General features: G+C 66.7%; 20 protein-coding genes. 6 read left to right on the top strand and 14 right to left on the bottom strand.

Going from position 1 to position 22840, the window contains the following annotated elements:
- Positions 1 to 5: 5 nt before the first annotated feature.
- Both ACS5PJ_RS04410 and ACS5PJ_RS04405 read right to left on the bottom strand, forming a co-directional pair.
- Positions 6 to 671, bottom strand: coding sequence for an anti-sigma factor family protein (locus tag ACS5PJ_RS04410; RefSeq protein WP_439433703.1), 666 nt, complete (start codon positions 669 to 671; stop codon positions 6 to 8).
- Positions 668 to 1168: a sigma-70 family RNA polymerase sigma factor gene (locus tag ACS5PJ_RS04405; RefSeq protein ID WP_439433702.1), complete on the bottom strand. Its 501-nt coding sequence runs from the start codon at positions 1166 to 1168 to the stop codon at positions 668 to 670. Before ACS5PJ_RS04405 ends, ACS5PJ_RS04410 begins: the two co-directional genes overlap by 4 nt.
- A 162-nt stretch (positions 1169 to 1330) precedes the next feature.
- Between ACS5PJ_RS04405 and ACS5PJ_RS04400 the strand changes: the two genes are divergently transcribed.
- The gene (locus ACS5PJ_RS04400) at positions 1331 to 1873 is read left to right on the top strand and encodes a COG4315 family predicted lipoprotein (RefSeq protein WP_439433701.1); all 543 of its coding nucleotides are present in this window, start codon (positions 1331 to 1333) and stop codon (positions 1871 to 1873) included.
- 49 nt (positions 1874 to 1922) lie between these two features.
- On the opposite strand, the gene ACS5PJ_RS04395 is transcribed toward ACS5PJ_RS04400, so the two are convergent.
- The 3 genes from ACS5PJ_RS04395 to ACS5PJ_RS04385 form a co-directional block, all read right to left on the bottom strand.
- The gene (locus ACS5PJ_RS04395) at positions 1923 to 2804 is read right to left on the bottom strand and encodes a hypothetical protein (RefSeq protein WP_439433700.1); all 882 of its coding nucleotides are present in this window, start codon (positions 2802 to 2804) and stop codon (positions 1923 to 1925) included.
- Complete coding sequence (locus ACS5PJ_RS04390) at positions 2797 to 3369, bottom strand: RNA polymerase sigma factor (protein ID WP_439433699.1); 573 nt, start codon at positions 3367 to 3369, stop codon at positions 2797 to 2799. Before ACS5PJ_RS04390 ends, ACS5PJ_RS04395 begins: the two co-directional genes overlap by 8 nt.
- A gap of 154 nt (positions 3370 to 3523) precedes the next feature.
- Positions 3524 to 4216, bottom strand: a complete 693-nt coding sequence (locus tag ACS5PJ_RS04385) for a protein tyrosine phosphatase (protein ID WP_439433698.1) — start codon at positions 4214 to 4216, stop codon at positions 3524 to 3526.
- Positions 4217 to 4366: 150 nt separating this feature from the next.
- On the opposite strand from ACS5PJ_RS04385, the gene ACS5PJ_RS04380 reads away from it, so the two are divergent.
- Complete coding sequence (locus tag ACS5PJ_RS04380; protein WP_439433697.1) at positions 4367 to 4960, top strand: DUF5655 domain-containing protein; 594 nt, start codon at positions 4367 to 4369, stop codon at positions 4958 to 4960.
- A gap of 92 nt (positions 4961 to 5052) precedes the next feature.
- Here ACS5PJ_RS04380 and ACS5PJ_RS04375 read toward each other — a convergent pair whose 3' ends face one another.
- Positions 5053 to 5904 carry a DMP19 family protein gene (locus ACS5PJ_RS04375; RefSeq protein ID WP_439433696.1) on the bottom strand — a complete coding sequence of 284 codons (852 nt, stop codon included), beginning with the start codon at positions 5902 to 5904 and terminating at the stop codon, positions 5053 to 5055.
- Between the two features lie 232 nt (positions 5905 to 6136).
- On the opposite strand from ACS5PJ_RS04375, the gene ACS5PJ_RS04370 reads away from it, so the two are divergent.
- From ACS5PJ_RS04370 to ACS5PJ_RS04360, 3 genes are all read left to right on the top strand, one after another.
- Entirely contained in the window at positions 6137 to 9622 is a 3486-nt protein-coding gene (locus ACS5PJ_RS04370) for a DEAD/DEAH box helicase (protein WP_439433695.1), read from the top strand.
- Between the two features lie 165 nt (positions 9623 to 9787).
- On the top strand, positions 9788 to 11326 hold the full coding sequence (locus tag ACS5PJ_RS04365) for an HNH endonuclease signature motif containing protein (RefSeq protein WP_439433694.1): 1539 nt from the start codon (positions 9788 to 9790) through the stop codon (positions 11324 to 11326).
- Positions 11327 to 11454: 128 nt separating this feature from the next.
- Positions 11455 to 12456, top strand: a complete 1002-nt coding sequence (locus ACS5PJ_RS04360) for a glycoside hydrolase family protein (RefSeq protein ID WP_439433693.1) — start codon at positions 11455 to 11457, stop codon at positions 12454 to 12456.
- A gap of 208 nt (positions 12457 to 12664) precedes the next feature.
- On the opposite strand, the gene ACS5PJ_RS04355 is transcribed toward ACS5PJ_RS04360, so the two are convergent.
- Positions 12665 to 13954 carry an ammonium transporter gene (locus ACS5PJ_RS04355; RefSeq protein WP_439433692.1) on the bottom strand — a complete coding sequence of 430 codons (1290 nt, stop codon included), beginning with the start codon at positions 13952 to 13954 and terminating at the stop codon, positions 12665 to 12667.
- Between the two features lie 283 nt (positions 13955 to 14237).
- Positions 14238 to 14903, bottom strand: coding sequence for a helix-turn-helix domain-containing protein (locus ACS5PJ_RS04350; RefSeq protein WP_439433691.1), 666 nt, complete (start codon positions 14901 to 14903; stop codon positions 14238 to 14240).
- Between the two features lie 185 nt (positions 14904 to 15088).
- On the opposite strand from ACS5PJ_RS04350, the gene ACS5PJ_RS04345 reads away from it, so the two are divergent.
- Positions 15089 to 15706, top strand: a complete 618-nt coding sequence (locus tag ACS5PJ_RS04345) for a dihydrofolate reductase family protein (protein WP_439433690.1) — start codon at positions 15089 to 15091, stop codon at positions 15704 to 15706.
- A gap of 44 nt (positions 15707 to 15750) precedes the next feature.
- On the opposite strand, the gene ACS5PJ_RS04340 is transcribed toward ACS5PJ_RS04345, so the two are convergent.
- The 6 genes from ACS5PJ_RS04340 to glnT all read right to left on the bottom strand — a co-directional run bounded on the left by ACS5PJ_RS04340 (position 15751) and on the right by glnT (position 22832).
- Positions 15751 to 17004, bottom strand: coding sequence for an allantoate amidohydrolase (locus tag ACS5PJ_RS04340; protein ID WP_439434107.1), 1254 nt, complete (start codon positions 17002 to 17004; stop codon positions 15751 to 15753).
- Positions 17005 to 17145: 141 nt separating this feature from the next.
- On the bottom strand, positions 17146 to 18291 hold the full coding sequence (locus ACS5PJ_RS04335) for an FAD-dependent oxidoreductase (protein WP_439433689.1): 1146 nt from the start codon (positions 18289 to 18291) through the stop codon (positions 17146 to 17148).
- 46 nt (positions 18292 to 18337) lie between these two features.
- Positions 18338 to 19726 (bottom strand): FMN-binding glutamate synthase family protein, encoded by a 1389-nt coding sequence (locus ACS5PJ_RS04330; protein ID WP_439433688.1) that lies wholly within the window; start codon positions 19724 to 19726, stop codon positions 18338 to 18340.
- Positions 19727 to 19734: 8 nt separating this feature from the next.
- Positions 19735 to 20484: a GltB/FmdC/FwdC-like GXGXG domain-containing protein gene (locus tag ACS5PJ_RS04325; RefSeq protein ID WP_439433687.1), complete on the bottom strand. Its 750-nt coding sequence runs from the start codon at positions 20482 to 20484 to the stop codon at positions 19735 to 19737.
- A complete protein-coding gene (locus ACS5PJ_RS04320) occupies positions 20472 to 21380 on the bottom strand; it encodes a class II glutamine amidotransferase domain-containing protein (RefSeq protein WP_439433686.1) in 909 nt (302 codons plus the stop codon). Before ACS5PJ_RS04320 ends, ACS5PJ_RS04325 begins: the two co-directional genes overlap by 13 nt.
- A 42-nt stretch (positions 21381 to 21422) precedes the next feature.
- Positions 21423 to 22832 carry a type III glutamate--ammonia ligase gene (gene glnT, locus ACS5PJ_RS04315; RefSeq protein ID WP_439433685.1) on the bottom strand — a complete coding sequence of 470 codons (1410 nt, stop codon included), beginning with the start codon at positions 22830 to 22832 and terminating at the stop codon, positions 21423 to 21425.
- Positions 22833 to 22840 lie beyond the last annotated feature (8 nt).

The following is a 22840-nucleotide window of genomic DNA, read 5'->3' as shown; positions in this document are numbered from 1 at the left end:
CCGGCTCAGGGAACAGTGATCACGGCGACGGTCTTTTGCGCCTCGTCGCGGAGCTCCACGCTGGCTATGCTGGCGAGCTGGACAGGGGTGGCTCCGGTGACCCTGACCCGGCCGCTGGGCGTAGCGGTCCAGGCGCAGGCGCGGTCCTCCCCGCCGTCGCGGTCCCGGACCCACAGCGAGTAGGTCCCGTCCAACGGCATGCTGCTGCCGTTCACGGCCAGCTCCGTCCCCCACGTCTTCCGGGCCAGATCGACGCTGAAGCGCAGGCCGCTGTCGGCCTGGACCGAGTAGCTGGCGTCCGGCTGCGGCGGCCGGGTGAGCATCGGCCCTGCTGCCAGGCCCAGGGCGAGGCATGCGGCGGCGACGGCGCCCACCAGCGCCGTCCACCGGCGTCGTGCTTTACGGCGCCGGGCGGCCAGTTCTCCAAGGACCGCCAGCGGCACTGGTCCGGCCGGTTCCAGCGCCGCGGCTGCGCGGTGGTTGCCGGTCAGGGCCACAGCGTCGGGAACCGGAAGCGCGTCCAGCAGGGCCGGCAGCCGCTCCAGCCCGGCCAGTTCCTCCTGGCAGTCGGCACATTCCGGGAGGTGTTCCTCGAAGCGGCGCTGGTCAGCGGCGTCGAGCCCTCCGAGTACGTAGGCACCCAGCAGTTGGTGCAGCTCCGCGGCGTTCACCGTTCCACCCCCATTTCATCCAGAATCGTCCGTAACGCCCGGACCGCATAGTAGGCCCGCGACTTCACGGTTCCGCTGGGAATGTTCAGTTGCACTGCGGCCTCGTTGACGGTGAAGCGGCGGTAGTGGAGGGCCACCAGGACGTCACGGTGTTCGGCGCTGAGCCGCAGCAGCGCTTCTTCCATCAGCACCCTGTTGAGCAGCTCATCCACGCGTTCGACGGCGTCCGCCGGGTCGGTGAGCTCCCACCCGAGCGCCTCGGCCGGGCGCCGCTGGGCCTTGCGGTAATTGTCGATCATGATGTTTCGGGCGGTCCTGAAAAGATAGCTTCGGAGGCTGCCGGTAATGTCGGGAGCCTGTTGCCAGACCCGGAGCACGGTCTCCTGGACCACGTCCTCGGCCAGCTGCGGGTCACGGGACGCGCTGAGCACAAAGCGGCGCAGGGCAGGGCCGTGTTCGCGGTAGATCGCGGCCACCACGTCCTCGTCCAGCGGCATGCCCGCCCCTCCCTGTCCCAACCACTGTGTTCCAGTGCGTCCCTGCCGTTACAAACGTCCGCGCAGGGGAAACGGTTCATTGTGAACCATTGTTCTCCGGTGCGCGTCGTAACGGTTAGCGTCCGGCGATCCGACGCCGGGCACGAGCCAAGGAGCATTCACATGAAAAAGCATCTGGGCATCGGACTGGCTGCGCTGGCACTTGCGGCCGCGCTTTCCGGCTGCGGGGGCAGTCCCGGGACCACCACCACTGCGAGCCCGGCCGCCACGTCCGCGTCGCCGGCAGCCGGTATGTCCGCGTCCGCAGCGCCGAGCACTGCCTCGCCAGGTAAGGCCGCCGTCGACCTTAAGACAGCATCTTCCAGCGCCGGCAACATCGTGGTTGATGCCGCTGGGATGAGCGTCTACTACTTCACCAAGGACGTGAAGGATTCCGGCACCAGCGCCTGCACGGCAGCGTGCCTGGCCGCATGGCCGCCGGTCCTCACCACCGCGGCGACACCCGCCGCTGAAGGCGTCACCGGGACGCTCGGCACGATCACGACCCCGGCCGGCGCAAAGCAGGTGACCCTGAACGGCCTGCCGCTGTACTACTTCGCGAAGGACAAGAACCCCGGCGACATCCTCGGGCAAGGCGTGAGTGGCGTCTGGTATCTGGCGAGCCCGGCCGGTGAGATGATCCGGACTGCGGGGTCCGGATACTGACGGCTGCTTCGCTTCAACGGCAGGGCACTTGCCGGCGGCGCCTCCCGGCCTACTGTCCGGGGGTCGCCGCCGGACCCGGCTGCGGTGTGATCGGGAGAGGAAGCAACGGCTGCGGCACGGGGAGGCCGGGCGCTGCCCCGTCGAGCGGCCCGCTGTTGACGGGTCCGCCGTCTCCGGGCGTACCGGCGCCCGGCACGCCGGCGACTGGTATGCCGGGAGCTGGTATTCCGGCCAGGTTGTCCGGAAGGGTGGCTCCCGACGGCGGCACGGTCCCCGGGGCCGGCGCTGGGACTCCCGCCCCGGCGTTGCCAGCGCCAGACGCCGGTGAGGCCGCTGGCGCAGTGTCCGGCCCGGACGCGGGCGCGCCGGGAACCGGCACAGTCGCGGAACCGGCGGGCTGGGCGGGATCGCCCGGCGGCGTCCCGGCTGCCTTGTCCGAGGATGCTCCGCCCGCCCCGGCAACGAAAGACGTGACGGCGTGGTTCAGTGCGCCCATGGTGTCGCGGATGCCCTGATCGGACGCCACGGCAACAGCGCCGCCGGCGGCCAAAGACACTGCCACCGAGAGGGTGGTCATGGTGATCCGTCGCTTGGCACGGCGTCGTGCGGCAAGCTCGTCTAAGGGGGCTTCGGCCGGAGCAGGGGTGAGGGCTTCGGCGGGAGCCATAGCGGGCATGGCGGCAGTGTGGGCGACCGCTGCAACGGCAGCCACCCGCGGTGCGCTCTCCGCCCGGACCATCAACGCAGCAACCGCATCGGAGGGAACGGGCTGTCCCGCCGACAGCGACCGGAGCTCGAGCAGCGCGGAGCGGAGGCCGCCGTCGTCCTCCATCCCTGCCTCCAGCAGCAGCCCGTCAACGGCCGCGCCGATTTGGGAGCCGCCCCTGCGCGGGGCTGCTGTGTTGCGCATAGAACCTGCGGTGTCACTCATGATGTGCCTGGTTTCTTCGTAGCGTCTGGTCCTTGAGATTTTGCAGCGCGCGGCGTTGCAGCTGCTTGATGGCGCCTTGGGACTTGCCCATGATGCCGGCCACCTGTTCGATGGACAGGTCCGCCACTACCCTCAGCGCCAGGACTTCACGGTGGTCGTCGGCGAGGCCTTCAAGGAGTGCGGCTGCGCCACCGTTCTGTTCCAGCACCTGGTCTTCGGCAGAGGCGGTGCTGCGGGAGTCGTGCAGAGGATCGAACGGTGAAAAGTCCGGGCGTCGTTCCACGCGCCGGTAGTGGTCCACCATCCGGGCATGGGCGATGGAGAAGAGCAATGACTTCGCGCCGGGAAGGCCGCCCGTCAGGTCGCCGATTTTGGGGAAGAACGCCAGGAACACGTCCTGGGTGACAGCCTCTGGATCATCCACGCCGCGCGCCCGGAGGTAGCCGAGGACTGCCCCGGCAAACGTGCGGTAGACAGCGCTGAACAGCACAGCCGGGTCAGTTTCGGCTGTGCTTTCCGTGTCTTCGAATATCTCGATGTCTGCGTCGGCCAAGGTGTCAGTCACCGGCGGCTCCTCCATCCCGGGCAGCGGATCCGCTCATCCCGGTATTCGGCGCGGCGTGCTCCGCTGCTGTGGGTCTGCTTGCTGGCTGCCATGTGGACTGCGGGATCCGGTCTTCAGGAGCCGGATGCCGCAGTCCACACTAGCCGAGCGGGTGCTAGCGGGCAGAAACGGCGGGTGCGTCAACTGCGGGGGCGTCCACTACGTTGCCCGGCACGGCCGGAACAGCAGGGACTGCAGGCACAGCCGGCACGCCCTCAACACCGGGGACAGCCGGAACTGCGGGAACGGCCGGCACGGTGGGGGCTTCGGCTTCGACAGTGGCGGCACCGTTGGCAGCAGCACCTGCGTCAACGGCGGCGTCGGCCTGGGAAACAACGTCGGCGCAGAAGCTCTTGACGTTGGCTTCGCCGTCGGCCTTGACAACCAGGGAGGCGAAACCTTCGGAGGAAGCGTTCAGTCCACCGTTGGTGAAGGCAGTGCAGAGGCCAAGGGATGCGGCACCGGCAACGTCGGCCGTGGTCTTCGCAGCGGCGGAGACGCTGGCTCCTGCCGCAACCTTCTCGTCTGAAACTTTGGCAGCGGCGGTAGCGTCGGCCGTTGCGTCTGCGGTCGCTTCAGCATCTGCGGTTGCATCGCCGGCTGCTTCGGCTGCAGCATCCGCGGCTGCAGCGGCTTCGCCGGAGAGCTTCGGAGCGGGGGCGCCGAGAAGTTCGTGGGCGGACTGCTGCGCGGCGTCCGGAAGAGCGCCGGAGACAGCTGCGACGCCGGTGCCGCCGACGGCCAGGGCGCCTGCGGCGAATACTCCGGCGGCGACTTTGCTGGTGGCGAGAACGGTGAACAGGGGCATGGGAAACTCCAAAATCTAGAAGACAAATCGGATCCGGTTCCGTGGAACCAGTCACCTCCTACATCGCCGGCCACTGCTGGAAAGTTACGGGGGCACCAAAATTCTTTTTTGCCGCCCGCTGGGGCCGCGCCTGCCCACTACCATCGAGTCATGCCTTCAACCCCCGAACAGCAGAAAACCGCCCGGACCTGGCAGGGAATGGTGGAAAGCAACCAGGCCCTGCTCGAGCGGAAGACGGGACACGGCGTCGGGTACTGGGCTGAGCGTGCCCGCGCCGCCGGGCTGAAGAACGACGCCGAGCTCCGCGAGTGGATGCGCGCCGAACACGGCGTCACCGGCTACGCCCAGTACGCGGTGTCGTGGGAGCTGTTCGGGTACCCGGATTTCATGCTGCGTGGCGCGGACGAGCTCATTGACGGCCAGTACGCCAACCATCCCGGACTGAGGCCGATCGCCGACGCCCTCCTGGCCTGGGCGGCCGCCACCGAGGGCGTGGAGATCCAGATGCGGAAGGGCTACGTCTCCCTGCTCGGCCCCCGCCGCAAGTTCGCGCAGGTCACCCGGACCACCAACCGCGCCGTTGACGTTTCACTGCGCCTCGACGCCGCCGCCCAGGGACGCCTCGAAGCCTTGAAGACCCGCCCCGATGACCCGTTCGACCGCCGGGTCCGGCTCACGTCGGTGGACCAGGTGGACGGGGAGCTGCTGGACATCCTGGCCGCGGCGCTGGACCAGAACACCTGAGGCATGTACGACGGCGGGCGGTCACCTTTTCGTGAAAAAGGTGACCGCCCGCCGTCGGCTCTGCTTCCCCGCCAGTGCGGGGTCCTTAATGCCTACGCGTCGGCCATCTCGTCGTCGTCGGCTTCCTCGAACTCAACGGCGGCGACGATTTCCTGCGTCTCCGGGTTGATCATGAACGCCTCGTCGTCCTCTTCGACCATGAGGAAATCGCCGTGATCGGTGGTGAACTGCCAGGCCAGGGTCTTCTCCCCGTTGTGGATGTAGTTCGGATCGCCCATGGTGATCTTCTCGAGGGCGTAGCCGGCCACATCGCACAGTTCGCGGATGATGATTTCGAAATCCGGGGCGTCCTCCAGCGCTTCGGCGTCGGCTCTGGCCTGGCGCTCCTCAAGGTCGGGGATCAGCGCAACCTGACGCTCGATGTAGGCGGCGAGCTCGTCCTCGTCGAGCACCAGCAGCCCCTCCTGGCCCAGGAGCCAGGAAGCGTTGAGTGCTGTGATGTTCTCGGTTTCGAGAAGCTCCTCGAATTCGCCGTCCAGTTCCTCCATGGTGCGCACGCCATCGGTGGGTTCCTCCTCGGTGTCCAGGTCGCCGTCGAGGTAGCGCTCCGCGTCCTCCTGGGACAGTGCGTCAAACGCCTCAACGGTCCGGTTGAAGAGCTCAAGATGCGCCGTCGCACCCATGCCTTCCAGGCCTTCGCGGATGAGGGGATCCACCTCTTCCCGGTCTGCGGTGAAAACGTACTGGGCGAAGCCGCCCTCCAGGGACTGGGTCACGTAGAAGTCCACGTAGTAGCTGCCGAGGGCGGCAGGGGCGATCTCGGCGGCGTCGAGCAGTTCCGCATACATGGCGTTCACCACGTGAACGTTCGCATCAACAACTTCCTCGTTGCCGGCTTCGACGCTGGCGGTGGTCAGGACGACCGGGTGCTGGCTCGTGGTCATTGGTTTTCCTCACAGCTGTTTGGTTCGGTGATGCTCAGGACACTTTCACGCTACGTGGGCAGGAACAGCGGGATGTTGAGGCTGAAGTGAACGTCAGGCGAAGATTTCGGTGCAGGTTGTCCACATGGCAAAAGGGCCCGCGCGGTGCGGTTCCTCCGGGCGAACTAAGATGGAGCAGATAACCATCGATCGGACACTGGTCCTCCGCGGCCAGCTGAAAGTAGCGCGCACCATGCCATCCCAACCGGACGAGAGTGCGGCACTGGCAATACAGACCCCCGCCATCAACGACCGTTCCCTCGCGGCCGGGCTGGCCTATGCCATGGGAAGCCGCGTTTCGGGGATCTCTTTCGACGCCGCCACCGGCCTGATGCTCGGCAAAGTCCGGGGAGGCTCGGACGTACCGTATTCCACCACCGCCAAGCTGGTCCGGAAGGCCGGCGGCTGGAGCTGCTCCGTCGGCGTCTGCAGCTGCCCGGTCCGCAAGGACTGCAAGCATGTTGCGGCACTGCTGTTCGCTGCCGAGGACAACCCGGCCATCCGCGTTCAGCTGCTCACCCCCGCCGACGTTTCCCGGCTTTCGCGCCAGCCCGCCACGCTGGAGCTGGCTGACTGGGAACAGGCCCTGAGCCCGCTGATCTCGCAGCCCGGCATCACGCCCTCCAGCAACGGCATCCCGCTGGCACTCCAGTTTGATGTTGAGGAACCGGCCCCGCACTTCTCCTACACAGGCCGCCGCGATCCCCTTCGGAGCGTCCGCCAGCTTAAGGCCCGCCCGGTCATCATGGGTTCGAAGGGCAAATGGATCCGCGGCGACGTCTCGTGGAACACCCTGAGCTACCTGAATTTCCGCCGCGAATGCAACGAAATGCATGTGGAGTGGATGCAGGAGTTCCTGGCCGCGCACACCGCCGTCGCGAACCGCCTGCACAACTCGTCCGCCCTGTGGCTCGGCCTGAACACCTTCGCCGGCAAGAACCTGTGGAGCCTGCTGGCCGACGCCAAAAAGATCGGCCTCACCCTGGTACACAGCCGCGGCACCGAGCCGGTGCGGCTCGCGGAGTCCCCCGCCGCCGTCGGCCTTAGCCTCAGCCGGTTCGGCACCCCGGTCAGCCCGGATACCGCCGCCGGTACCGCTACGGCGGAAGCCGCCGCGGCCGACGACGGCGGGCTGGCGCTCGCCCCCACGGTCACCGTTGACGGGGTTGAGGTTGATCCGGCCTCGGTGGGGACCATCGGGCGCCCCGCCCACGGCATCTTCCTCACGTCCGGCGGAAATACCCTGCCCGGCGTCGACCCGGACCACGTGATTACCCTCGCGCCGCTGGAGAACGGGCTGAGCGAGGAACTGCTGGCATTCGTGACGGCCGGCAGCACCCTGCAGATCCCGGCCAAGGACGAGACGCGGTTCCTGACCGGCTTCTACCCCAAGCTCAAACAGGCAGCCCGGATCACGGCCAAGGACGAGTCCGTTGAACTGCCCACGCTGGCGGTCCCCACGCTTTCGCTGCTGGCCAATTACGGCGCCGACCACAAGCTGCGGCTGCACTGGGAGTGGCACTACAAGACCGGAAACCTGGTGACCGCCCAGCCTCTGTGGCGCCATCCGGGCGACCACGGCTACCGCGATGACCCCGCCGAGGCCCGCATCCTGGAGGGCATCGGCCAGCCGTGGAACGTGGTTCCGGCGCTCGGCGAATCGGCTACCGGCGGCTGGGGCACGCCCCGCCTGGCGGCCTCCGTGGAACTGAGCGGCCTGGACACGTTGGCCTTCACCGAGGACGTCCTGCCCCTGCTCCGCCAGGCACGCGATGTGGACGTGGACACCGCCGGTGACATTGCCGATTACCGCGAGGCCGAGGAAGCCCCGGTCATCTCCGTCTCCACCAAGGCCACCGAGCAGCGCGACTGGTTCGATCTCGGCATCCAGATTTCCCTTGAGGGCCAGCCGGTTTCGTTCGCGGCGGTGTTCTCAGCGCTTGCCGCTGGCCAGACCAAGATGCTGCTGCCCAGCGGCGCGTACTTCTCGCTGGACCTCCCCGAACTCCACCAGCTGCGCGCCCTGATCGAGGAGGCGCGTTCCCTTCAGGACAACAAGGACGCCCCGCTGCAGATCAGCCGTTTCCAGGCCGGGCTCTGGGACGAGCTGGCCAACCTGGGCATCGTGGACCAGCAGGCGGCCGCGTGGCGGGAGGCAGTTGGCGGGCTGCTCGAGGGCGGGATCAACGGGCTGCCGCTGCCTGCCTCGTTGAATGCCGAACTGCGGCCGTACCAGCTCGAGGGCTTCAATTGGCTCAGCTTCCTCTACCGCCACAGCCTGGGCGGGGTGCTCGCCGACGACATGGGCCTCGGCAAGACCGTGCAGGCCCTCGCCCTGATGTGTGCGGCGAAGGAGCAGGGCGGCCTCTCCGGAGGTACGACTCCAGATGTTCCAGCTCCAGCGCCCGACGGCGGCAAGGGTCCAGCGTCCGACGGCGGCACTCCCTTCTTGGTGGTTGCCCCCACCAGCGTCGTGGGCAACTGGGCGGCTGAAGCAGCACGCTTCGCACCCGGGCTGACGGTCCGGACTATTGGCGAGACCTTCGCCAAGAACGGCCAGGATCCTGCGGTTGAACTGGCCGACGCGGACATCGTGATCACGTCCTATGCCCTGTTCCGGATCGACTACGACTCCTACGCCTCCAAGACCTGGGCGGGCCTGGTACTCGATGAGGCGCAGTTCGTGAAGAACCACCAGTCCAAGGCCTACCAGTGCGCCCGGAAGCTGCCCGCTGCCTTCAAGCTGGCCATCACCGGCACGCCGCTGGAAAACAACCTGATGGAATTCTGGGCGCTGACCTCGATTGTGGCGCCTGGCCTGTTCGCCAGCCCCAAGCGGTTCGCCGAGTACTACCAGAAGCCTGTGGAGAAGAACGGCGACAAGGGGCAGCTGGACAAGCTCCGCCGTCGGGTCCGGCCGCTGATGATGCGCCGCACCAAGGACCAGGTCATCCAGGACCTGCCGCCCAAGCAGGAGCAGATCCTGGAGGTGGTGCTCAACCCGCGCCACCAGAAGGTTTACCAGACGCACCTGCAGCGCGAACGGCAAAAGATCCTCGGCCTGATCGAGGACGTGAACAAGAACCGGTTCACAATATTCCAGTCGCTGACCCTGTTGCGGCAGCTCAGCCTGGACGCGTCACTGGTTGATCCGTCGCTGTCCGGTGTGCGGTCCTCAAAGCTGGACGTGCTGTTCGAGCAGCTGGAGGACCTGGTGGCCGAGGGCCACCGTGCGCTGATCTTCAGCCAGTTCACCGGCTTCCTGGGCAAGGTCCGGGAACGGCTTGTGGAGGAGAAGATCGAGTTCTGCTACCTCGACGGCGGCACCCGCAACCGGACCGACGTCGTCAATGAATTCAAGAACGGCACCGCACCCGTCTTCCTGATTTCCTTGAAGGCCGGCGGCTTTGGCCTGAACCTGACTGAAGCCGACTACGTCTTCCTGCTGGACCCCTGGTGGAACCCGGCCTCGGAGGCGCAGGCCGTTGACCGTACACACCGGATCGGCCAGGCCCGGAACGTGATGGTCTACAGGTTGGTTGCCAAGGACACGATCGAGGAAAAGGTCATGGCCCTGAAGGCCCGGAAGTCGCAGCTGTTCGCGGATGTCATGGAGGGCGACGCCCTGTCCGGCGGATCCATCACGGCCGAGGATCTGGCAGGGCTTTTCAAGGACTGACCAGGCCACCGGTTGAGACTTCTTACGGGCTGAGTTCGGACGCTCTGACGTGAGCGAGTTACTGCGCGGGCCTGCCATCGGCCTTTGTCCGCCGTGGCCGCCAAGTTATCCACATAGGCATGATGGCTAGCCGTTAATGTCAGTGCCTCGCGGGATGATGTGGGTATGGGAAACAGGGCAGCGGCTGAGGCGGTGGAAGCCATCAAGGTCTCTGTCTCGGCGCTGGATCTTCTTGTGTGCGGTGTTGATTCCGCACTTAATTGCGATGGCGATCCGCTCCGCCGCGAGGCCGATGAATTCCTCGATATCCTTGCGGAAGCCGCCCGGCTGAACGCCAAAGTAGCTGCCCTGACAGCCCATTCTGCCGCCGGGTTTGCCCGAGTGTCCCAGGCACTGGCATCCCCTGACATGACTGATCGGGCCCAGGAGATGGCGGTGGTGGCCGAGGTCGCGTGTGCATTGACGGTCGGCGAACGGACCGCGTCAACCCTGCTGGCCGAATCCCACGCCCTGACCACTGGTTTGCCGTTGACCCTGTCCGCGCTGACGGCCGGGTCGCTGTCGTGGCAGCATGCCCGGGTGATGGTGGACGAGACCACGAACCTGGACGCTGCTGCCGCGAAGGCTCTGGAGGCGCACTTCCTAGACCCCGGGGTGGAGAACCCCAACCGGGGCTGCCCTGCCGGGGAACTCGTCGCCTCACGGTTCCGGCATAAGGCCCGGATCTGGCGCGAACGGCACCACCCGGTCAGCATCGAGAAGCGCCACGCCCGGTCGGTGGCGGACCGGCGGCTGGAATACCGGCCGGACCGGGACGGGATGGCCTGGCTTTCGGCGTACCTGCCCGCTGACCAGGCAGCGGGGATCTGGAACTGCACTACCGCCGCTGCCCGGGCGTTGCAGGGCCCGGACGAGGACCGGACCATGCCCCAGATGCGGGCCGACATCGCCGCCAACCTGCTCCTCGGCGGCGGCATCACGCCCAACACGGAAGCCAGCGGAACCGTGGTTCTGGCTGACGGAGGCACCGGGCTGACGGTGGACATGCTTGGCGCCCTGGGCGGCCGTGTCCCCATACCGCGGGCGCAGGTCCTGCTCACCGCGCCCATCATGGCGTTGCTTGGTGCCACGGATGAGCCGGCGATGCTGGACGGGTACGGGCCAATCCCCATCACCATGGCCAGGCGTCTCATCGCCGAGGGTGCCGAATCGTTCCACCGCGTCCTGATCGACCCGAGGGACGGCGCACCGCTGGAGATCGGCCGGACCAGTTACCGGGTCACCAAAGCCCAACGCCAATGGCTCAGGATGCGTGACGGCAAGTGCCCGTTCCCTGGCTGCAGCAACCATTCTCTGGACAACGAAGCGGACCACCTCCTCGCCTGGGCAAAGGGCGGCACCACCGGCATCAGCAACCTGGCCCAGCCCTGCCCGAAACACCACAAACTCAGGCACACCGGCGGCTGGGAACCCGGCCCGGCCACCAAAGACCATCCGCCGGGCTGGACCTCACCCACAGGCCGACATTACGCCAGCGAATACCCCGACTGGGAACCACCACAGTTACCGGAAGACGTCCGCCAGATGCTGCAGGGCCAACCAAACGAACGGGGAGTGGCTGGATCAGAGCAGGCTCGAACAGAGCAGGCTCGAACAGAGCAGGCTCGAACAGAGCAGGCTCGTACAGAACCAGCACGAACCTGAACACTCCCTGAGCTAGTGCTTGACACCAACCCAGCTCTGTCCGCCGGCCCAAACCGGCTCTAAACAGCTGCGAGAAACCGGTTTCTACTTTATGCTGTAGCGAAATCAGCCTTTCATTGGAGACTTCCGTGCGCCACCAAGTGAACGCCGACGCGCCTGTACTGACCACCGTCAGCCCAGGTGCTTTCACAACGCCTTATCGTGATCCGGTGTGGGACGGCCCGACGGATCCCGTCTTGGTTCCCGACCACCTGACCGGAGAATGGGTCCTTTTCTACACCCAGCGCCGGGCCACACAACCGGGCCTGACCGGCGTGGAATGGGTGCACGGTACGGCAATCGGGGTTGCCCGTTCGTCGGACGGCGGCCTCAACTGGGCGTACCAGGGCACGGTTGACGGACTGGTCCCGCCCGGAACTGAACTGCCCGCTACCCTGTGGGCGCCCGACGTCGTGCGCGTGGGCGGCCAATGGATCATGTACCTGACAGTGCTCGGCGGAGTGCGGACCGACTGGACCGGGGACGCCTCCATCGTCCAACTGGCCAGCCGCGACCTGACCTCGTGGGAGTACCTCGGCGCCGTCCAACTGGACTCTCCGCGCGTCATCGACGCGGCGGTAGCATTGTGCGGCGACGGCCGGTATCGCCTCTGGTACAAGGACGAGGCCCGCGCATCCAACACGTACAGCGCTGTGAGCAGCACCCCTGCCGACCCGTCGTCGTGGATTTTGGAGGGGCTCGTCATCCCCGGGCGGCCACACGAAGGCCCCAAGGTCTTCCAGCTGGAGGGCACTTACTGGATGATCGTGGACGAATGGCGCGGTCAGGCCGTCTACCGCTCAGATGACGCAGCGGGCGGGTGGGTCAGGCAGGAATACCGCGGCGGGCTGATCCTCGCGTCTCCCGAAACAGCCGACGGCGGTCCGGTGGCGGCCCGGCATGCGGACGTTGTCCGGCTGGAAAACTCCGTAGCCGGCAAAGAGCGGGCGCTCATCGTCTATTTCACGCATCCATTCTGGAACGGAGAGGACATCGAAGGGATGACAGCGGACCCGAAGACCCATCTCAGCCATGTGAGGGCCGCGGTGCTGGAGGTCCAGGACGGCAATCTGGTCTGCATCGGCGACTGACGCCCGGGGACGCACCTATCCCGCAGCACGACAAAGGGCCGAACCCCGGAACTATAAGCCAGCTGCTGCTGACACCGGTCCGCGGTTCGGCCCTTGGCCTGACTCGTACTTCGGGTAGCGCGGCGAGCGCCTACCCGGAATTCCTGGTGTTATTTAGATGGATCTCCTTGGGGGTTACGTCCAAGGCGTTGGATGCATCAGGCCTATGTCAGGCCCGCTGGGGGGAACCAAGCTCCACGGGGTCTTCGTCCGTCAAGTAAGCGAACTCGGAGTGTGCTGCAATATCGATGCCGCGCATCTCGTCCTCCGGCTTGATCCGCAGGCCGACAATCCGGTCCAGGATCTTGGCCAGCACCCACGTGATGCCAAAGGAGTAGGCGAGCACGGTAACCGTAGCCAGTGCCTGGACACCCAGCAGCTCAACACCGCCGCCGTAGAACAGGCCACTCACACCATTCGGAGCGGCGTCCGTTGCGAACAGGCCGATCAGCAGGGTGCCAAGGATGCCGCCCACCAGGTGAACCCCGACGACGTCGAGTGAGTCGTCGTAGCCGAGGCGGAACTTGAGTTCGATTGCCAGTGAGCAGACAGCACCAGCGATGGCGCCGATAGCCAGTGCGCCGAGCGGGCTCACCGCACCACAGGCGGGAGTGATGGCAACCAGTGCCGAGATCAGGCCGGACGCGGCGCCCATGCTGGTTGCGGCGCCGTGGCGGATCCGCTCAACGAGGGCCCAGGCGAGAAGGCCCGCGGCGGCCGCCACCGCGGTGTTCAGGAAAACCACCGACGCCGACTGGCCTGCGGACAGTGCGGAACCGGCGTTGAAGCCGAACCAGCCCACCCAGAGGAGCCCTGCGCCGACGAGCACGAGAGGCCGGCTGTGGGGCTTCGTGTGTTCCATCTTGGGCCAGCCGGAGCTCCTGCCCAGGACAAGCGCCAGAGCCAGTGCCGCGGCTCCCGCGTTCATGTGGACCGCGGTGCCACCGGCGAAGTCAATGGCCTTGATGCCGCTGGCGATCCAGCCGCCGGTAACGCTGCCGTCAGCCGAAGAGAAGGCGAACACCCAGTGCGCGATGGGGAAGTAGACGATCGTTGCCCAGATTCCGGCAAAGAGCATCCATGCACCGAACTTCATGCGCCCGGCTGCCGCTCCCGCGACCAGGGCGGTGGTGACACACGCGAAGAACAGCTGGAAGGCTGCGAAGAGGATGACCGGGATGGATGCTGCCTCGTCTGCGGCGAGCAGCTGCCCCATTCCGGGGAACTCGGTGATGTCACCGATCAGCCCGAGGCCGCCCACTGAATTTCCGAAGGCCATCGAGTAGCCGAAGAGCGCCCACAGCACGGCGACCAGGCTGGCGCCGCCGAAGCACATCATCATCATGTTTAGAATGCGACGCGACCCCACCATGCCCCCGTAGAACAGGGCCAGGGCGGGGATCATCATACAGACCAGCGCCGAGCTGGCCAGAATCCAAGCGACATTTCCCGAATCCATGGGAAACCCCTTTCGTGATGCGAAGAGAGAACGGAAATTGCCCGTCAGAGCCGCTCCGGAGGAGGGACGCGGAGTCAGTACCACGTTCATCGGAGGGCAGCTATTGCCGTCTGCTTCAATCTTCGTGGGCGCAGTCCTGCGGTGGGTTTCCGGCTCGTTAATTCAACGTTTCAGTCACTGGCAAGCGAGTTTCACAGGTCACTCAAAGACACTGCGATTATCCGGAAAAGCCTCTTGAGGTGCAGTACCGCTGGTGACTTCCCGCGCTGCTGCTCGCGGCGGATTACTTGGCGGAGACGGCCAGGAACCGGATAGGCAGGTCCAGGAGCTCGAGCGGACCGTGCGGGCCTTCGCCGTCGAGCAGCAGCGAGTCACCCGCCTCCATCGTGTACTCGTAGGCGCCGTGCCCGTAGACCATCTTCCCGGTGAGCATGTAGATGAACTCGGTGCCCGGGTGCTGGAACAGCGGGAAGACGTCGGAGGCGTCCGTGAGGGTGACCAGCGTCGGTTCAAGCGCATCGGTGCGGCCCTTGAGCGTGCCCAGGACCCGGTATTCGTGGCCGTGTTGCGTACCGCTCCGCACCGTCAGGCTGCCCTGGCCGCTCTTGGTGAAAGTGGCATCGCGGTCAGTGTCGGCGCCGCGAAAAAGAGCAGTCACAGGAATTTTCAGGCCATCGGCCAGACGCTGCAGGGTTGTCAGCGAACAGGAAGTGGTGGCCGTCTCGATCCGGGAGATCATGGCCTTGGACAAGCCGGTCCGGGCCGCCAGTTCTGCCGAGGACAGGCCTCCGGCGGTGCGGTAGTGCCGGACCTGGGCGGCGATGACCTGTTCCAGTTTTCCCGCGACTTCCAGTTTTCCCGCGACGCCGGCCGCAACACCGGCAACGGCATCCTCAGCGTTGGCTACTGAGCCGGTCACGGGAGCATCTTCCCGGGCGTGATTGGTCATAGGAGCCATCATAGGTCGCACCGGAGCGGCCATAACGCCTCAGCCAGGGTCCAGCCGGTGCGGTAATAACGCCAGGTCGAGGCAGGTGCCGCGCCAGCTGAATACCAATACCAGGCAAGGGCCGTAGCCAAAGTCCCGGGCATGTGCCAGAGTTTTTTGGTGGGTGTGCAGCGGAAGGAAATGCGATGCGGACCGTGACCTATGGTGCGGCGTGCAGCCTTGACGGGTTCATTGCCGGCAGCGACGGCGCAGTCGACTGGATCCGGTTCGGCCCTGATGTGGAACAGTACATGAGCGAGTACTGGTCCACTGTGGATGCCGTCCTCATGGGACGGAAAACATGGGAATTCGCGGCCGCCCAAGGCATGGGCGGTGAACCCGGGCCCAAGCCCGGATCGGAACCGCGCTCAGGACAAGACCCAGAACCCGGCCCAGGCCCGGAACCCGAAGTGGGCAGTCTTCAGGGCAGCGGAATTCCGGCAGTTGCCACGTACCTCTTCTCCCGCACACTTTCCCAGGCGCCGCCCGGCACGGAGCTCGTCTCCTCCGATGCCGTCGATTTCGTCACCACACTCAAGCGGCAGCCGGGAAAAGGTATTTGCCTGATGGGCGGCGGCGAGCTCGCGGGTTCGCTGTTTGAGGCCGGTGCCATCGATCAGGTCAGCCTGAACGTCCATCCCGTCTTGTTGGGCTCGGGTGTTCCCTTCTTCCGCGATCTCAAGGGCCGGATCGGGCTGGAACTGACAGAGTCGCGCGAGCTTGACGGCGGCTGCGTGCTGATGGTCTACCGGGTGAGGAACTGAAGCGCGCCCCCCAAACGCGAGCGCAGCAGGACAGAAACCCGCGGCTAAACGATGACCCGGGCCTCCCCCAACAGCCCCGCCAGCGAGTCCGCGAGCGCAACCGCGCCGGCCTCGGCGTCCCAATCCTCCACCAGCTCATCGGGAGAGTGGGAGATGCCGGTGGGGTTGCGGATGAACAGCATGGCCGTGGGGATCTGCGAACCCAGGACGCCGGCGTCGTGCCCTGCTCCGGTGTCCAAGACAGGCGCGTCCGGCAGGAGTTCACGGAGCCGGTCCCGCAGCGAGGCGTCGAAATTCACGGTGGGGCTCAGTGACTCCATGGTGAGGGTGGCGGTGCAGCTTTCCTCAGCCGCCATCACCTGGGCATTCAGCGCGATGGACTCCACCAGCGCGGCGGTCACCGAGTCATCGGGGTGCCTGACATCGATCCACAGGTCCACCCGGGAAGCGATCACGTTGGTTCCGCCCGGCACGGGCTGCAGCCTGCCCACGGTGGCCCGCGCGTCGCGGTATTTCCGTGCCGTGTCGCGGATGCCCACCATGACCTTCGCCGCAGCGATCATGGGGTCCTTCCGGTCCTTCATCAGGGTGGTGCCGGCGTGGTTGCCCTCGCCGGTGACGGTGAGCTTCCAGCGGCCGTGGCCCAGGATCGATGACCCGATGGCCACCGGCTGGTTCAGGTCGATCAGGCCCCTCCCCTGTTCAACATGCAGCTCCACAAACATGCCCAGCTGCGCCAGCGCCTGGTAGTCGGCACCGATCAGCCGTGGATCCTGGCCGTTCGCCGCGGCAACGTCCGCGTACGTGTTTCCGTCCGGATCCTTGAGCCGCCGGGCTTTGTTCGGATCGAGTTGGCCGGTGAGCAGGCGCGACCCCAGGCAGGACACACCGAACCGGGAGCCTTCCTCTTCGGGGAATACGGCAATGGCCAGCGGCCGCCTGGGACGCAACCCCCGGGCTTTGAGGAGGTCGACGGCGACCAATGCCGAGGCGACCCCCAGCGGACCGTCGTACTCACCGCCGCCCGGCACGGAATCGAGGTGGCTGCCGGTGACCACGGCATCCTGCCTGGTGCCAGACGAGGTGTCCCACCAGGCCCAGATGATTCCGTTCTGGTCGGTCTGGACGTCCAGACCGCGGCGCGCGGCCTGTTCGATGAACCAGCTGCGAAGTTCCGTCTCAGCACTGGAGAACACCGGGCGGGAATAGCCGCCCCGAGCACTGTCGCGGCCGACGTCGGCAATGTCCCTGAGCAGGCCGCTCACCGTTGCGGCGGCAGGCTCAGCCGCTGTTGGCAAGGCGGGGGACGCGTGCGGTGCAGCCTCCGGGGTGTGGCGGAAGGCGGAGGAGGTGGAGGCAGTCACGGTGGTCCGTTTCTCGAAATGAGTGCTGGGGCGGGATGAGTGCTGGGGTGGGATGGGTGCGGGGAAAGTGCGGAGTCAGCGGTTGCTGACCGCCGTCGTCGCCGTCCGGAAACGGAGCGGGACGTTGGCTGCCCCGGTTGCCAGGTCCGCTGCCCACTGGCCGATCAACGGGGCGAATTTTGCGCCGTGGCCGGAGCAGGGCGAGAGGATGGTCAGGCCGTCCACCCGGTCGATGATGAAGTCCTCGGTGGGCGTGTTGGTGAAGAGGCAGGTGGTCTCGGCGTACGGCTCGGGGTCCAGGCCCGGCAGGAGGCGGCGAACGTAGTCCACCACCCGGGTGCGGTTTGCCGGGTCCACTTCGCCGGTCTGCTCTGCGGCGCTGGGGATGAACTTGCCGCCGTTGTATTCGGCCACCTTCTGCCCGGCGAAGCCTGCGTCGCGGCCGCCCGGTAGGCCATAGACCTGGATGTCTTCGCGCTTGTTGATGAACGTGGGCCAGTTGGCGGCACTCTCGGGATCCCGGTAGCGGAAGTGGAACGCCTGCTCCTGCCGCACGGTGATCTGGGGCAACCCGGCGAGGAAGCCCGCCGGCAGCGCCAGCTTGCCCAGCAGCTCCGGCAGCCAGCCGCCCGTGCTGATCACTACGTGGCCGGCGTCGAACGTTTCACCCGTGCTGGAGGTCAGGCGGTAGCCGGCCGCAGTCTTGTCCAGCGACCGCAGTGGCCAGCCAGTCAGCAGGCGGGCACCGTGCTTCACGGCCTGGTCCACCATGGCGTTGACTGCCGTTTCGGCGTCGATGACCCCGGCACCGGGGTGCCAGAGGACCTCCGTATCGAAGGCGAGCCCCGGCCAGCGGTCGCGGGCAGCGGCGGCGTCGAGGAGTTCGTGCTCGATGCCTTCGTCAGCCAGCACCGACGCCAGCAGCTGGGGATGGCGTTCCGTGCCGAAGTCCACGGCTCCGGAGGGAGTGATCAGCGGTGTGCCGGCGACCTCAGCCAGCCCGTCCCACAGACTCTTCGACTCCGCCACGGCGTGCGTGTAGAAATGGTCCGCGTAGGCGTAGCGGAAGATCCGCGCGGAGCCGTGCGAACTGGCATCGTGGCTGGCCGGAACGTTGCGTTCCAGGATGGTCACCTGGTGTCCGCGGGCGGCGAGCTGCCAGGCGCTGGCGGCACCGGCCAGGCCGGCGCCCACCACCACATAGTCTGAGGAATCGGTCATATTGGGTTCCTTTCCCGGGCGCGTAAGGCGGGGTTACTTGCGCGTGCTACTTGGCGCCCGGGATCCAGCTGGTGCCGGCCAGCGGAACGCGGGCCATGGCGGACGCCTCAATAGTGAGCGCCACCAGGTCCTCGGGCTCGAGGTTGTGCAGGTGCGACTTCCCGCAGGCCCGGGCAATTGTCTGCGCTTCCATCGTAAGAACGCGCAGGTAGTTGGCCAAGCGGCGGCCGGCTGCTACCGGGTCCAGCCGGGAGGCGAGCTCCGGGTCCTGGGTGGTGATGCCGGCGGGGTCGCGGCCGTCCTGGAAGTCGTCGTAGAAGCCGGCGGCGGAGCCGAGGGCGGCGTACTCAGCGGCGTAGCGGGGATCGTTGTCGCCCAGGGCAATAAGGGCTGCGGTTCCGATGGCCACCGCGTCCGCACCCAAGGCCATGGCCTTGGCGACGTCGGCCCCGGTGCGGATGCCGCCGGAGACGATGAGCTGGACCTTGCGGTGGACGCCGAGTTCCTGCAGTGCCTGGACCGCCTGCGGGATGGCAGCCAACGTGGGGATGCCGACATTCTCGATGAACACCTGCTGTGTCGCGGCCGTACCGCCCTGCATGCCGTCAACCACCACGACGTCGGCCCCGGACTTCACTGCGAGCGCAGTGTCGTAGTACGGGCGGGAGGCGCCGATTTTGACGTAGATAGGGGTCTTCCAGTCGGTGATTTCGCGAAGTTCGCCGATCTTGATTTCGAGATCGTCCGGGCCGGTCCAGTCCGGGTGGCGGCTGGCCGAGCGCTGGTCGATTCCTACCGGCAGGGTGCGCATTCCGGCGACGCGTTCAGTGATCTTCTGCCCCAGGAGCATGCCGCCGCCGCCGGGCTTGGCGCCCTGGCCGAGCACGATCTCGATGGCGTCGGCCTTGCGGAGGTCGTCCGGGTTCATGCCGTAACGGGACGGGAGGTACTGGTACACGAGGTGCTTGGACTGGCCGCGCTCCTCCGGCGTCATGCCGCCGTCGCCCGTGGTGGTGGACGTCCCCACCTCGGACGCGCCGCGGCCCAGGGCCTCCTTGGCGTTGGCGGACAGGGCGCCGAAGCTCATGCCGGCGATGGTCACCGGGGTCTGCAGGTGCAGCGGGCGGGTGGCGTGCCGGTCACCGAGGACGACGTCGGTATCGCACTTTTCGCGGTAACCCTCCAGCGGGTAGCGGGACATGGAGGCGCCGAGGAAGAGCAGGTCGTCGAATTGCGGGACCTTGCGCTTGGCGCCCCAGCCGCGGATGTCATAGACGCCGGTTGCGGCCGCGCGCTGGATGTCGGCGATGGTGGCGCGGTCGAACGTGGAGGACTCGCGAAGGCCCAGTTCAGCGACGTTCTGGGTGGGGAACGCCTGGGTGGGGAACGCGGTGTCCTTTGCCGGAGCGTTTTGGGGAAGGGAGGTGATGGTCATGGTGGCTCCTAGTACGACGTCGAGTTGTGGACGCTGAAGTGGTAGAGGTTCCGGGCTGAGCCGTAGCGCTTGAAGTCGGCCGGGTTGTCGGTGCGGCCGGCGGCGGCGAGCAGTTCGCCAAGTTCGGCCAGGTGCTCTTCCTTCAGGGGCTTTTCGATGCAGTCGGCGCCGAGGGAGGCCACAGTGCCTTTGACGTAGATCCTGGCCTCGTAGATGGAGTCGCCCAGGGCTTCGCCGGCGTCGCCGCAGACCACCAGGCGGCCGGCCTGGGCCATAAAGGCGGACATGTGGCCGATATTGCCGCCCACCACAATGTCCACGCCCTTCATGGAGATGCCGCAGCGGGCGCTGGCGTTGCCGTCGATGACCACCAGGCCGCCGTGGCCGGTGGCCGCTGCGGACTGGGAGGCATCGCCCTTGACGTGGACGCGGCCGGACATGATGTTCTCAGCCAGCCCGACGCCGGCATTGCCGTTGATGGTGACGTCGCCTTTTTGGTGCATCCCGGCCGCGTAGTAGCCGGCATGGCCTTCCACTGTCACCGTGACGTCCGCGTTGATGCCCACTGCAAGGCTGTGCTTGCCTTCGGGGTTGGTGACGGTCCAGGACTGGCCGTCAACGGCGTTGTGCAGGGCCTGGTTGAAGGCGCGGACCGGGCTGCCGGCCAGGTCAACAACGAAGGTGTCCTGCGTTGTTGACCTGCGTGCAGCAGTGCTGGATTCGGGGCTGCTGGTTTCGGGCGCTGTCAGAGTGACCATGTGTAGACCTTTCCGGGTTCCGGTTCAAAGATGCGGGCGTTTTCGATGCCGGGCAGGGCGGCCAGGGCGCGGTATTCGGAGGCCATCGCCACGTAATCGTCCGTTTCGGCGATGATGGCCGGCTTGCAGGCGATGGGATCCCGGACCACGGCCATGCTGTCGGCGGTGGTCACCACCAGGGTGTAGAAACCGTCGAGGACCTTGCCCAGGTTGACCAGGGCTTCCTCGAGGGTGTCGCCCTGCTGCAGGCGGGAGGCCACGTAGCGGGCGCCCACCTCGGTGTCATTCTCGGAATCGAACACCACGCCTTCGCGCAAGAGGCCCCGCCGGACCGTGGCGTGGTTGGAGAAGGAGCCGTTGTGGACCAGGCAGAGGTCGTCGGCAACGGAGAAGGGGTGCGAGCCGCCTGCGGTCACAGCGGACTCGGTGGCCATCCGGGTGTGCGAGAGGCCCTGGCTGCCGGCCATCGCTTCGAGCCCGTGCTCGGCGGCGATCTCCATGGGGTGTCCGACGCTCTTCATCACGGCCACGTGCTCGCCGCGGCCAATGATGGTGGAGCCGGGAAGGGTTTCGCTGACCGCTTTCACCAGAAGATCAGTTCCGACGGCGGCGCTCACCAGCGTGGTGTCGCCCACCACCCGGACCGCGGTTCCGGCGTCCGAAGGCAGCATGCCGGCAACTGCCAGCTGGATCTCTGCGACGGGCAGGCCCTGGTCCTTCCCCAGAAGGCTGAGGGTGGAGGTTCCTACGGAGACCAGGCCCGGGGTGTCATAGACAGCCATGCCGGCGGAGTCCGGGCCACGGTCCACGATCTGGCACATCATCGAGGACAGGAGGCTGCCCATCTGGGGGTGCAGCAGGGGGTTGCGCAGCTGCAGCGCGGCGATTCCGCACATGTGGGGTTCCTTTACTTGGTGGAGGTTCTTACTGGAGCCGGGTCAGATGGATGTCAGGTAGGTACGGATCTCCCAGTCGCTGACCTGGTTGTGCCAGCTGAGGAATTCCTCTTCCTTGGCATCGGCGTAGTACTTGCCGATCTCCGCGTCCCCGCTGAGGCTGGCCAGGATCACCGGATCCTTCCGGAGGGCTTCCACGGCGTGCAGCAGGGTGGCCGGCAGGAGGTGGGCACCGGGCTTGGACTCGCCCGGGCCGGAGGGCATTCCCGGATCAACAGCCCGTTCAACGCCGTCCAGGCCCGCTTCAATGGCGGTGGCGATGGCCAGGTAGGGGTTGGCCGAGCCGTCACCGGAGCGGAGTTCGATCCGCTTGTTGTCCGGGACGCGGATCATGTGGGTGCGGTCGTTGCCGCCGAACGACGCCTTCCGCGGCGACCACGTGGCGCCGGAGGAGCTGGTGGTGGCACCGGAGCGCTTGTAGGAATTCACGGTGGGCGCCAGAAACGCCTGCAACGCGGGAGCGTGCTCAAGGATGCCGCCGATGAACGAATAGGCGAGCGCTGAGAGCCCCAGGCCGCGGCCGCCGTCGTCCGTTCCGGTGGTGCCGGCACTATTGTTGTTCGCACCGCTGCCTGCGGGGAACAGCGCCTCGGCGCCGGACCACAGGGACAGGTGGAAGTGCAGGCCGGTGCCGGTCCGGTCGGTGAACGGCTTGGGCATGAAGGTTGCGGTCATGCCGCGCTGTTCAGCGAGAATGTTCAGGATGTAGCGGAGGCTGACCACACGGTCGGCGGTGGTGAGCGCGTCGGCGTAGTTGAAGTTCTGCTCGAACTGGCCGGCGGCGTCCTCGTGGTCATTGGCGTAGTTGCCCCAGCCCAGGGAGTTCATCGCCTCCGAGATGGAAGTGAGGTGATCGTACATCCTGGTGACACCGCGGGCGTCATAGCAGGGGCGGGGCGAATCATCGCGGGCATCGGCGGTACTCAGCGTCCCGTCGTCGTTCCTGTTCACCAGGAAGTACTCCACCTCGGCGCCGATCTTGGCCTGCATGCCCTTCCCGGCCAGCCGGGCGAGCGTGTTCTTCAGGATGACCCGCGGGGCGTACGGCCAGGGCTTGCCGTCCACGTGCGGGTCGCAGTGAATGATCGCCAGACCCTCCTTGATGAAGGGCACGGGGGTGAAGGAGGCCAGGTCCGGGACCGCGATCAGGTCGGAGTCCTGGGGCTTCTGGCCGATCAGTCCGGCCGCGTACCCGGCGAAGCCCATGGCTCCGGCCTCGAGTTCATCGGCGGCTTCAACGGGGACAAGCTTGGCGCAGGGCTTGCCGGTCATGTCCACGAAGGTGGCCAGGAGGAAGCGGACATCGTGGGCCTGCGCGATGTCCTTCAGCGAAATGTGATCGGCCGGGGTTATGGATAGTGCGGATACAGCAGGGGTTGCGACACTTGTCATCGAAACAT

Origin of the sequence: Pseudarthrobacter cremeus (assembly GCF_051857465.1) — a bacterium.
GTDB lineage: Bacteria > Actinomycetota > Actinomycetes > Actinomycetales > Micrococcaceae > Arthrobacter.
This window is presented reverse-complemented; position numbering and strand designations above follow the sequence as displayed.